This is a genomic window from Novosphingobium chloroacetimidivorans (assembly GCF_014204535.1).
Lineage (GTDB): Bacteria > Pseudomonadota > Alphaproteobacteria > Sphingomonadales > Sphingomonadaceae > Novosphingobium > Novosphingobium chloroacetimidivorans.
Window position 1 is genome coordinate 211,091 of record NZ_JACHLR010000002.1, and the last position, 12,026, is coordinate 223,116.

Below are 12,026 nucleotides of genomic sequence, written 5' to 3' on the forward strand. Positions count from 1 at the left end.
CCCTGCTCTAGATCCAGTTTGAGTGCTGCCGCAGTGTCTTTGGTGCTGTCATGCCCGTCGCAGCAGGATCAACGAACAGGCGGCCAGGCTCATGGCCAGCCAACGCGCTGTTGGTGACGCGCGTGACCGGTGCTGGAATCATGATGTCGAGCTGCTCGGTGCGAGAGCAGGGCACTCTGCCTGATAGAACGCCTGATCGTACGCACACTGCAGGCCACTTTCACCGAATCACCACTGCTCTCGCTTCTTCTCGTACGATCGATCGGGTCCGTTTCCGTTGCGCCTGGGACCGACCCGGCAAGCCGGGATCGATTGCAGGACCAGCCCCTGTCCAGCCTCCCACGATCGTGCGCTTCGTGAGAGGCTCGACGGCGGCATGGGCCGGTGCCGCACCCATGTCAGTCAATGAAACGGCCGTTGGAGCGGCAGGCCATCGCGTGTCAGTGGTTATCGCGCGGAAGGCCCATGGTCTGCGCGATGCGCTGGTACTTGTCCGCACCTTCCAGGATCGCGCCGGTGTCCAGCTGGCCGACGACGGCCCGCTGTATTTCCTGCCACGGGGTCTGGGAGGCGGGGTACTTGTACCCGCCTTCCGCTTCCAGGGCAGCACGGCGCTCGGCGAGCTCTTCGTCGGAGATCAGCACGTCGACGCGGCCCTGCTTGAGGTCCATGCGGACGCGGTCGCCGGTCTTGAGCAGGGCCAGGCCACCCATCGCCGCGGCTTCGGGAGAGGCGTTGAGGATCGAGGGACTGCCAGAGGTGCCCGATTGGCGGCCGTCGCCGATGCAGGGCAGGGCGTGGATGCCTTCGGTGATGAGGTAAGACGGCGGACGCATGTTCACGACTTCGGCGGCGCCCGGGTAGCCGATCGGCCCGGCCCCGCGCATGAACATGAGCGTCTGGTCGGTGATGCCCAGCGCGGGATCGTCGATGCGGTCGTGGTAGTCCTCCGGACCATCGAACACGACGGCGGGGCCCTCGAACGCTTCCGGATCCTCGGGGTTCGAGAGATAGCGCTGGCGGAACTCGGACGAGATGACGCTGGTCTTCATGATCGCGGCATCGAAGAGGTTGCCGGTCAGCACCAGGAAGCCGGCCTCCTCGACGAGCGGCTGGTCGAAGGTCTTGATGACCTTTTCGTCCTCGATCGTGACATCGCGGCAGTTCTCACCGATGGTGCGGCCGTTCACCGTCATCGCGTCCTCGTGGATCAGCCCCTGGCCGATCAACTGTGCAACGACCGCGGGAACGCCGCCGGCGCGGTAGTAGTCCTCGCCCAGGTACTCGCCCGCGGGCTGCAGGTTGACCAGCAGCGGGATCTTGTGCCCGTAGGTCTCCCAGTCCTTGAGCGGCAGGTCGACGCCAATGTGGCGGGCGATGGCGGCCAGATGGATCGGGGCATTGGTGGAGCCGCCGATCGCGGCATTGACGGCGATCGCGTTGCGGAACGCTTCGAGCGTCAGGATGTCGGAGGGCTTGAGGTCCTCGTGCACCATGTCGACGATGCGCTTGCCGGTACGCCACGCGACTTCCTGGCGATCGCGGTAAGGCGCGGGGATGGCGGCCGAGCCGGGCAGCATCATGCCCAGGGCCTCGGCAAGCGAATTCATGGTCGTCGCCGTGCCCATCGTGTTGCAGTAGCCGGTGGACGGCGCAGATGAGGCGACGAGCTTGATGAAGCCTTCCTCGTCAAGCTCGCCCGCCGCCATCATCTGCCGGCCCTTCCACACGATCGTGCCCGATCCGGTGCGCTCGCCCTTGTGCCAGCCGTTCAGCATCGGCCCGACCGACAGCGCGATGGCCGGGATGTTCACGGTCGCGGCCGCCATCAGCAGAGCCGGGGTGGTCTTGTCGCAGCCGGTCGTCAGCACCACGCCGTCAAGCGGGTAGCCGTAGATCGCCTCGACAAGCCCGAGGTACGCGAGGTTGCGGTCGAGCCCGGCCGTGGGGCGCTTGCCGGTTTCCTGGATCGGGTGGACCGGAAACTCCATCGCGATGCCGCCGGCCTCGCGGATGCCCTCGCGGATGCGCTCGGCCAGGACGATGTGGTGGCGGTTGCACGGGGACAGGTCGCTGCCGGTCTGGGCGATTCCGATGATCGGCTTGCCCGAGCGCAGCTCTTCCAGGCTGATCCCGAAGTTCAGATAACGCTCTAGATAAAGCGAGGTCATGTCGATGTTGGCGGGATTGTCGAACCAGGCGCGCGAACGCAGCTTGAACGTCGGGGCGGGAACGGTCTTGTCAGTCATGGTGGTGTTCGTTTCCGTGGCTCAGCGCGGCGATGTCGTGACGCGATAGATCATCACGTGGCGATAGGGCTTGCCCGGATCCACGCGGGTCGAGGCGAAGTTGGGGTGGTTGGGTGCATCCGGGAACTTCTGCGGCTCGAGCGCGATCCCATCGCCCATGCGATAGAGGTGCCCCTGCTTGCCGAGGTAAGTCCCGTCGAGAAAATTGCCGGAGTAGAACTGGAGGCCAGGCTCTGTAGACAGCACTTCGAGCACGCGACCCGAAACCGGATCCTCCAGGCGGGCGGCGAGTTGCGGGTCCTGGGTCACGCCCTTGTCCAGTGCAAAGTTGTGGTCGAACCCGCGGCCGTAGACGATCTGCTGGTCGCGACCATCCCGGATACCGACCGCAACCCGCTTGGGCCTGGTGAAGTCGAACGCAGTACCGGTGACCGCACGCAGCTCGCCGGTGGGGATCAGCTTGTCGTCCACCGGTGTGTAGCGGCTGGCCGGGATGGTCAGCACATTGGTCAGCGCATCGCGCTCAGAGCCTTCGCCGGCCATGTTGAAGATGGCGTGATTGGTAAGGTTGAGCACGGTCGGCTTGTCGGTGGTCGCGTCGAAGGCGATCGTGAGGTTGCCGGCCTCGTCGAGCGAGTAGGTGGCCTTGACCTTCACGGTGCCGGGATAGCCGGAGTCGCCATCGGGGCTGACGAGCGAGAGCACGGCCGTTGCCGTCTTGCCGGACTTGACGGACTCCAGCTTCCAGTTCTTGACGTCGAAGCCCTTGCCGCCACCGTGCAGTGACTGCCCGTGATCGTTTTGCCGCAGAGTGTGGGTCCTGCCATCCAGCGTGAACCGACCGCCGGCGATGCGGTTGCCGTAGCGGCCGATCGTGGCACCCCAGAAGTTCGGACGCGTCTCGAAATCGGAAACCTTGTCGTAGGCGAGCAGGACATCGGCCACCTTGCCATCACGATCGGGTACCTCTAGCTTCCACAAGGTAGCGCCAAACGTGAGGATCGTAGCGGATATGCCGTTGTCGGCCTTGAGCGTGACCGCGGTGACCGGGCTGCCGTCCGACAGCGTTCCCGCGTTCGCCTGGGTTGCCTGCGCGGCAAGGGCCGGGCTGGCCCCCAGCGCGAGTGCCAGGCCAGAGGCGAGTGCCGGTGATAGACGCGTCGCAGAAGGTGTCGCCATATTCCTCATGTCCTCGATCCCGCTACACGACTTGCCTCGCGGCTGCGCCAGGGTCGATCAGGCCAGACCATTGACGAAGCTATTGCCGACCTATAGTCCGACAAATAGAAGAAGCGCAAGCTGGTTCGCCGGGCATTGTGCAAGCGCTGAATAGAGAGGACCTTGCATGCCCCCTGTGGCCTCATCCACTGCCACCCAGGCCGCTTCGGCACAAACCGGCACCGTGCGCTACGCACCGGCTCTCACGCTGCTTGCCAGCCTGTTCTTCATGTGGGGCTTCATCACCGTCATCAACGGCACACTGCTGCCGCATCTTCGGTCGGTGTTCGAGCTCAGCTACTTCCAGGCGGCGCTGATCGAGTCGGTCTGGTTCATCGCCTATTTCTTCGCGTCGATCCCCTCCGCGCTGCTGATCGAGCGGATCGGCTACAAGAAGTCGCTGGTCACCGGCCTGTTGATCATGGCGACCGGAGCCGTGGGCATGACGGTTGGGGCGATCATTCCATCTTACGGCGTCACACTGCTGATGCTGTTCGTCATCGCTAGCGGCATCACGCTGCTGCAGGTGGCGGCAAACCCCTACGTGGCCGTGATCGGCAAGCCGGAAACCGCCTCGGCCCGCCTCAACCTGGTGCAGGCGATGAACTCCGCCGGGACGATGCTGGCGCCGCTCTTCGGCGGTTATCTCATCCTTGGCCGCAGCAAGGGCGGGACGGCCGACGCCGGCACGGTCCTGACCCAGGCCGAGCGCCTGGCCGATGCTCAGTCGGTCATCCTGCCCTACTTGCTGGTGGCGGCGGTGCTGGTGGTGCTGGCCTTGATCATCGGTCGCTTCCCCCTGCCTGCGCTCGGCGCGGCGACGCAGCGCTCCAAGGTGCACGAGAAGACGGGCTCGATCGTCTCGCGGTTCTGGAACCATCCCTTATGGCAGCACCGCAACCTGACCTTCGGCGTCGGTGCGATCTTCATCTACCTCATTGCCGAGATCGGCGTCGGCAATCTTTTCGTGAACTTCGTGGTGCGGCCAGAGATCGGCAACATGACCGCCACCGAGGCGAGCCACTACCTGACCCTGCTGTGGGGCGGGATGATGGTCGGCCGCTTCGTGGGTTCGGCGATCATGGCCAAGGTGGATGCGGCCAAGGTGCTGGCGGTGGCGGCCGTCGGCGCGTTCGTGGTCATGGCGATAGCGGTCTTCTCCACCGGTCACGTGGCCATGTGGGCGCTGATTTCGGTCGGCCTGTTCCACTCGATCATGTTCCCGACGATCTTCACGCTGGGCATTCGCGGCCTGGGCCCGCTGACCGAGGAAGGCTCGGGCCTGCTGGTCATGGCGATCGCCGGTGGCGCTCTGGTGGCGGTGCAGGGCTGGATCGCGGATCACTATGGCCTGCAGACTTCCTTCCTGCTCACCGCCGCATGCGAGCTCTACATCCTGTTCTACGCGCTGTGGGGCAGCAAGCCGACCCATGTCGAGCCGGACGTGGCACCAGTCGGGAACGAGTAATCCGACCTCGTCCCGGGCTCGACCCGGGACCGGTTCCGCCATGTGGCGCGTTTAGCGGATTGCTTCGGCTCGGTCCGTCGTCGCGGAAGTCCGGGGCGGTCAGCCCGGTCCGGCTTCCTGTCAGTCCGGCATCGATCCGCGCATGTCTTCCAGCGCGAGATCGACGAGAACGTTCATGGCTTCGGCCGCAGCCCCCGGATCGCCGGCGACAATCGCGTCATATACGCGGACGTGATCGGGTATGGGATTGCGTGGCAGCGCGCGGGCGCGTTGCTTGAACACGGTGGTCCAGTTCACCGCCGCTCCGATCGAAGCGCTGAGCACCAGCAGCGCGTCGTTGCGCGTCGCCTGGAGGATGGCCTTGTGAAAGTCCCGGTCCGCGGCGCGTCCCGCCTCGGTCGTGAGCGTGTGCTGGCGCATCGCGGTCAACGCCGTCTTCATCTCGCGCAGATCCGCTTTGTCACGGCGCTGCGCGGCGAGCCTGGCTGCCGCCGGTTCGACGATGGCGCGCAATTCGAACAGGTTGCGCACGAATTCCTTGTCCGGCTCGCCCGTGAAGGCCCAGCCGAGGACCTCGGGGTCGAGCAGGTTCCAGCGATCGCGCGGCAGCACGCGCGTCCCGGCCTTGGGCCGGCTGGCGACGAGGCCCTTGGCCGTAAGCACCTGGATCGCCTCGCGGTAGGCACTGCGCGAGACGTTCAACTCCTCGGCAAAGGCGACTTCGCCCGATAGGATATCGCCCGGAGCATATTTGCCCGACAAGATATCGGTGCCGAGTCTATGGGCGATGGCGCCGTGAAGGCGGCGGCCAGGCCCGCGGCCCGCATCGATGTTCCTGGCGCTATCATCGGTCGTCAGATCGGTATCCGTCACTGTGGGCAGTTCCTCCGCCGAGGAACGTAACAGCGCTTTCCCAAGGAAGGAATACAAACGTTGCCTTTCTTCCGCACAGGAAATATGTCGGAGTAAATAGGAGACATCCATGACCGAGTTCCGATCCGTCGTCGCTGCCACGGGAGAGTTCCAGGGCGAACCTATCCCGGTAAGCACTCCAGCCGATGTGGCCGCAGCCTGCGCCGCCGCCGCCGAGGCGTTCGATGTCTACCGCGCCACCGACCGCGAGACGCGCGCCGCCTTCCTCGAGCGAATCGCCGATGAGATCGTGGCCATCGGCGAGCCGCTGATCGAAGCCTACATGGCCGAGAGCGGCCTGCCACGCGGCCGGGGCGAGGGCGAACGTGGCCGCACCGCCGGCCAGCTGCGTCTGTTTGCCGATGTCGTGCGCAAGGGGCAGTGGCAGCAACTGCGCATCGATCCCGCGCTGCCCGACCGCCAGCCGCCGCGCCCCGACCTGCGCCTGCGCATGATCCCGGTCGGGCCGGTCGCGGTGTTCGGTGCGTCCAACTTCCCGCTCGCCTTCTCGACGGCGGGCGGCGACACTGCTTCCGCGCTTGCCGCCGGTTGTCCGGTGGTGGTGAAGGGCCATCCGGCCCACCCGATCACCGGCTCGCTCATCGCCGCCGCCATTACCAAGGCCGTGCGCGACGCCGGCCTTCCCGCTGGCGTGTTCGGCCACCTCGTCGGGCCGTCGAACGACCTTGGCGCCGCCCTGGTGCAGGATCCGCGTATCATGGCGGTGGGCTTCACCGGTTCGCGTGCCGGCGGTCTGGCGCTGGTCAAGCTGGCGCAGGCCCGCGAAGTGCCGATCCCGGTCTATGCCGAGATGTCCAGCATCAACCCGGTCGTGCTGCTGCCCGCAGCCTTGAAGGCGCGTGGCGAGGCCCTGGGCGAGGGCTTCGTCGGATCCCTGACGATGGGCGCGGGTCAGTTCTGCACCAATCCCGGCCTGGTCCTGGCGCTCGAAGGCGAGGGACTGGACGCTTTCGCCGCGGCAGCCGCAACGGGTGTTGGCGCCGCCAAGCGGCAGACGATGCTGACGGCGGGCATCGCCTCGGCCTATGCCAAGGGCGTCGAGGCCCTGGCGGCGCTGCCGGGCGTGGAGAAGCTGGCCGAGGGCGAGATCGGCTCCACCACGTGTGGAGGCGCGGTGCTGTTCTCGACCACGGCGGAGAAGTTCCTGGCCGACAAGGCGCTGGGCAACGAGGTGTTCGGCGCTTCCTCGGTGATCGTGCGCTGCAAGGACGAGGCGGAACTGCTGCGGGTGCTGGAAAGCCTGGAGGGTCAACTCACCGCCACCTTGCACATGGACGATGCGGACGAGGCCCTGGCCGCTCGCGTGCTGCCGGTGCTCGAGCGCAAGGTCGGTCGGATCCTGGCGAACGGCTGGCCGACTGGCGTCGAAGTGACTCACGCGATGGTGCATGGCGGCCCCTTCCCGTCGACATCGGACCCGCGCACCACTTCGGTCGGCAGCCTGGCGATCGACCGCTTCCTGCGTCCCGTCAGCTACCAGAACCTGTCGCAGACGCTGCTCCCGCCCGAACTGCGCGACAGCGCGGCAGGCGAAGGCAGCCCGCGCCTGGTGGACGGCGTGCTCACCATCAACTGACCCAATCCAACGTCCGCGGCGCGTCCTCGAGAAGACGCGCCGCGACAGGGAGAGATCCATGACTTACCTTCGCCTGCTCCAGCATCTGAGCACGGACAACGTGCGCTCCGTTATCCTGGCCGAGGGCGATGCCGCGCACGTACTGCCCGGCGTCACCACCGTGCGCGAACTCGCGCTGCGCGCCATCGCGCAAGGCACGACGCTGGCCGAGGCGGCGCGTGGCTGCGGGCAGGGCGAGAGCATCGACATCGCCGCCGAGTTCGCCGCCGGACGCCTGCTGGCGCCGATCGATCACGAGGACGCCGCCCATCTGCTGATGACCGGCACCGGCCTGACGCACCTCGGCTCGGCCGAAGGCCGCGACAAGATGCACAAGGCGGCCGCATCGGGCGAACACGTGACCGACTCCATGCGGATGTTCCTGGAGGGGCTCGAAGGCGGCAAGCCGGCCGAGGGCGCCGAAGGCCAGCAGCCCGAGTGGTTCTACAAGGGTGACGGATCGCAGCTGGTCGGACCCACCGAGCCGCTGACGATGCCAGCCTTCGCCAAGGACGGTGGCGAGGAGCCCGAACTCGCCGGCGTCTACCTGATCGGCGAGGACGGCACGCCCTATCGCCTGGGCGTCGCGCTCGCCAACGAGTTCTCCGATCATGTGACGGAGCGTCACAACTACTTGTGGCTCGCGCACTCCAAGCTGCGCCAGGCCGCGCTGGGCCCCGAACTGCTGCTCGGCGACGTGCCTGCCCACGTAGAGGGTACCAGCCGCATCCTGCGCGATGGCACGACGATCTGGGAGAAGCCATTCCTCTCGGGCGAAGCGAACATGTCGCACAGCTTCCACAACCTGGAGCAGCACCACTTCAAGTACGACTTGTTCCGCCGTCCCGGCGACCTGCACGTACACTTCTTCGGCACGGCCACGCTGTCGTTCTCGGACGCGGTGCAGACGCAGGAAGGCGATGTGTTCGAGGTGTCTGCCGCACCATTCACCTTGCCCGTCTCGAACCGCCTGGCGCGCGCCGCTGCGGCGCCCGTCATCGTCAAGGCGCTCTGAGCGGTGGACCCGATCCGCATCGCGGTGGTCGGCGTGGGCAAGATCGCCCGCGACCAGCACTTGCCCGCCATCGCCGGCAACCAGGCCTTCAGCCTTGCCGCTACCGTCAGCCCGCATGATCCCGGCGTGGACGGCGTGCCGCACGCCAGGACCCTCGACGAACTGATCGAGAGCGGCCCAGCGGTCGATGCCGTGGCGCTCTGCACGCCGCCGCAGGTCCGCTACGACCTGGCGGTGCAGGCGCTGAAAAAGGGCATGCACGTCTTCCTCGAGAAACCGCCCGGCGCCACGCTGAGCGAAGTCGCGGCGCTTTCCAGCCGCGCCGAGAGGGTGGGGGCGACGCTGTTCGCGGCCTGGCATTCGCGCTTCGCGGCCGGCGTCGCGCCGGCACGCGCGTGGCTGGCCGAGCGGCGGGTCCAGAGCGTGTCGATCGTCTGGCGCGAGGATGTGCACGTCTGGCATCCGGGGCAGGCCTGGATCTGGGAGCCGGGCGGCCTCGGCGTGTTCGATCCCGGCATCAACGCGCTCTCGATCCTGACGCACATCCTGCCGCGGCCGGTGTTCCTGACCGGCGCCACGCTGGAGATCCCCTCGAACCGCGCGGCGCCGATCGCCGCCGACATCCAGTTCCGCGACACCGGCGGCGCGGCGATCCACATGGACCTCGACTGGCGCCAGACCGGTCCGCAATCATGGGACATCGTCGTCGAGACCGACGCCGGCACGCTCAAGCTGTCCAACGGCGGCGCGGTGCTGACGTTGCCCTCGGGCGTCCAGCACAGCGAGGACCTGGAGTACCCGGGCCTCTACGCCCGCTTCGCCAGCCTGATCCGCACCGGTCGCAGCGACGTCGACGCGGCGCCGTTGCGCCTTGTCGCCGATGCGTTCCTGCGCGGGCATCGCAAGGTGGTCGCCGAATTTCACGACTGACAAAGCCTCAGGGAGAGGACACGATGATCACCACCCTACGCCGCGCCACGCTGGCCATGCTGATGGCCGCCACGGCCCTATCCGGCCCGGCCTGGGCCGACACCGACAACCAGCCCACCACCGCCACGATCCAGGCCGACAAGCCGGGTCCGGTCTACCACAAGGAAGTCTTCACTCAGTTCGCGGAGCACTTGGGCCACGGCATTTATGGTGGCCTGTGGGTCGGCAAGGGCAGCAAGATCCCCAACACCAACGGCTTCCGCAACGATGTGGTGATCGCACTTCGCAACCTCTCGGTGCCGGTCATCCGCTGGCCGGGCGGCTGCTTCGCGGACGAGTACAACTGGCGCGAGGGCATCGGTCCGCAAAAGAACCGCCCGGTGAAGATCAACACGCACTGGGGTGGCGTGACCGAGCCGAATACCGTGGGCACGCACGAGTTCTTCGAGCTGATCCGCCAGGTCGGCGCGGAAGCCTATGTCGCGGGCAATGTCGGCAACGGCACCGCGCGCGAGATGGCCGAATGGGTCGAGTACATGACCTCGCCCGCCGGCTCGCTTGCCGATGAGCGCGCACGCAATGGCCACAAGGAGCCCTGGCGCGTCGCCTACTTCGGCGTCGGCAACGAGCTGTGGGGCTGCGGCGGCAACATGCGGGCCGAGTTCGCGGCAGACGAGACCCGTCGCTACGCCACCTTCATCAAGGCGCCGGCCGGTACCAAGATCCTGAAGGTCGCGGCGGGCGCCAACGTCGACGATTACAACTGGACCGAGACGATGATGCGCGTCGCCGCGCCGCAGCTCGACGGACTTTCGCTGCACTACTACGTGCACCCGGCGGGTGGCTGGCCGCCGCGTGCGCCGGCGGTCGACTTCGACGAGAGCGGCTGGGCCGATGCGCTCGCCGGCGCGCGGCGGATGGACGAGCTGATCACCAAGCACACCGCGATCATGGACAAGTACGATCCCGACAAGCGGGTCTTCCTGGCCGTCGACGAATGGGGCGCCTGGTATGCGCAGGATCCCGGCACGCACCCGGGTTTCCTGCGCCAGCAGAACACCTTGCGCGATGCCCTGATCGCATCGGTGCACCTCGACATCTTCGCCAGGCACGCCGACCGCGTGCGCATGACCGCTATCGCGCAGATGGTGAACGTGCTCCAGGCGATGATCCTGACGGACGGCAGCAAGATGGTGCTGACACCGACCTATCACGTCTTCGAGATGTACAAGCCGTGGCAGGACGCGACGGTGCTGCCGATCGAGATCAAGTCGCCGTGGTACTCGAAGGATCAGTTCACCATGCCGGCGGTCAGCGGGTCGGCGGTTAGAGGCAAGGACGGCAAGGTCCACGTCGCGCTCTCCAATCTCGATCCGAACCAAGCGAACACGGTGACGATCAACCTTGGCGGCGTCAATGCAAGCAGCGTGACCGGTCGCGTGCTGACGGCGTCGGCGATCAACACCCACAACACGTTCGATGCGCCCGAGGTAGTTCGCCCCGTGCCGTTCAGCGGCGCCACGGTGCAGGGCGGCCAGCTGTCGGTCACGCTACCGGCCAAGTCGGTCGTCGTGCTCGAACTGCAATGAAGGCGCTGGTAACGGCAGCCCTGAGCGCGCTGGCATGCGCCGGCGCGGTTCAGGCGCAAGCTCCGAGCGGGACGGCAACCCTCAATTCGCAGCTGACCGGCGACCTGACGGTGCACGATCCGGTGATCATCCGCGAGGGCGACACCTACTACGTGTTCAACACCGTGGGTCGCTACATCGGCGTGCGAACCTCCACGGACCTCAAGTCCTGGAAGGACGCCGGCGCGGTCTTCCAGGAGATTCCCGCCTGGGCGAGGCAGGCCATCCCCGGCACGGACGGGATCTGGGCGCCCGACATCGCCTACGTCGATGGCCAGTACCGGCTTTACTACTCGGTTTCGACCTTCGGTTCGAACCGCTCCGCGATCGGCGTGGCGACCAGCCCGACGCTGGGGGCAGGAGCCAAGTGGACCGACCACGGCCAGGTGGTCATGTCCACCAGGGAGAGCGACTTCAACGCTATCGACCCCAATTTCGTGGTCGATGCGCAAGGCAAGCACTGGCTGGCGCTGGGAAGCTTCTGGACCGGCATCAAGCTGTTTCCGCTCGACCGGAAGACCGGCAAGGTCGTGAACGGCGCGAAGCCCTCCGCGATCGCCCGCCGCCCTGCGCCCGCGGGCGGCCCGGCGCCGGTCGAGGCGCCCTTCATCATTCCGCACGGCGGCTGGTACTACCTGATCGTCTCGTACGACTACTGCTGCAAGGGCGTGAACAGCACATACTACACGGTGGTAGGGCGCGCGAAGGCGATCACCGGGCCGTACCTGGGCGGGGACGGCAGCGCATTGATGCAAGGGGGGGGCTCGATCCTGTTGCGGGCGGACCTGCAGGAGCAGCAGCGCTATCGGGGCCCCGGCCATGCCGGAGCTTTCACCGACAAGGATGGCACGACCTACCTGGTCTACCATGCCTACGACAAGCAGGCGGACGGCAAGCCGGTACTGCGCATCGCGCCGCTGCGCTGGGATGCGCAGGGCTGGCCCGTCGCACGATACTGACCACGAAGAAT

General features: G+C 66.8%; 9 protein-coding genes. 6 read left to right on the top strand and 3 right to left on the bottom strand.

What is annotated here, in order from left to right; genetic code table 11:
• Positions 1-440: 440 nt before the first annotated feature.
• Both HNO88_RS03450 and HNO88_RS03455 read right to left on the bottom strand, forming a co-directional pair.
• Entirely contained in the window at positions 441-2,249 is a 1,809-nt protein-coding gene (locus HNO88_RS03450) for an IlvD/Edd family dehydratase (RefSeq protein WP_184242676.1), read from the bottom strand.
• Positions 2,250-2,270: 21 nt separating this feature from the next.
• Positions 2,271-3,437, bottom strand: coding sequence for an aldose epimerase family protein (locus HNO88_RS03455; protein WP_184242677.1), 1,167 nt, complete (start codon positions 3,435-3,437; stop codon positions 2,271-2,273).
• Positions 3,438-3,594: 157 nt separating this feature from the next.
• On the opposite strand from HNO88_RS03455, the gene HNO88_RS03460 reads away from it, so the two are divergent.
• Positions 3,595-4,935 (top strand): sugar MFS transporter, encoded by a 1,341-nt coding sequence (locus HNO88_RS03460; RefSeq protein ID WP_184242678.1) that lies wholly within the window; start codon positions 3,595-3,597, stop codon positions 4,933-4,935.
• A gap of 120 nt (positions 4,936-5,055) precedes the next feature.
• Here the strand turns inward: HNO88_RS03460 and HNO88_RS03465 are convergent, their stop codons facing one another.
• Positions 5,056-5,808 carry a FadR/GntR family transcriptional regulator gene (locus HNO88_RS03465; protein ID WP_312856989.1) on the bottom strand — a complete coding sequence of 251 codons (753 nt, stop codon included), beginning with the start codon at positions 5,806-5,808 and terminating at the stop codon, positions 5,056-5,058.
• 109 nt (positions 5,809-5,917) lie between these two features.
• Here HNO88_RS03465 and HNO88_RS03470 point away from each other — a divergent pair, with 109 nt between their 5' ends.
• Genes HNO88_RS03470 through HNO88_RS03490 form a run of 5 tightly spaced genes read left to right on the top strand, consistent with a single transcriptional unit; the run spans position 5,918 to position 12,015 of the window.
• Complete coding sequence (locus HNO88_RS03470) at positions 5,918-7,444, top strand: aldehyde dehydrogenase (NADP(+)) (protein ID WP_184242680.1); 1,527 nt, start codon at positions 5,918-5,920, stop codon at positions 7,442-7,444.
• Between the two features lie 58 nt (positions 7,445-7,502).
• Positions 7,503-8,498 (top strand): AraD1 family protein, encoded by a 996-nt coding sequence (araD1, locus tag HNO88_RS03475; RefSeq protein ID WP_184242681.1) that lies wholly within the window; start codon positions 7,503-7,505, stop codon positions 8,496-8,498.
• Between the two features lie 3 nt (positions 8,499-8,501).
• The gene (locus tag HNO88_RS03480; RefSeq protein WP_184242682.1) at positions 8,502-9,428 is read left to right on the top strand and encodes a Gfo/Idh/MocA family protein; all 927 of its coding nucleotides are present in this window, start codon (positions 8,502-8,504) and stop codon (positions 9,426-9,428) included.
• Positions 9,429-9,451: 23 nt separating this feature from the next.
• Positions 9,452-11,017: an alpha-N-arabinofuranosidase gene (locus tag HNO88_RS03485; protein ID WP_184242683.1), complete on the top strand. Its 1,566-nt coding sequence runs from the start codon at positions 9,452-9,454 to the stop codon at positions 11,015-11,017.
• Positions 11,014-12,015: an arabinan endo-1,5-alpha-L-arabinosidase gene (locus tag HNO88_RS03490; protein ID WP_184242684.1), complete on the top strand. Its 1,002-nt coding sequence runs from the start codon at positions 11,014-11,016 to the stop codon at positions 12,013-12,015. Before HNO88_RS03485 ends, HNO88_RS03490 begins: the two co-directional genes overlap by 4 nt.
• Positions 12,016-12,026 lie beyond the last annotated feature (11 nt).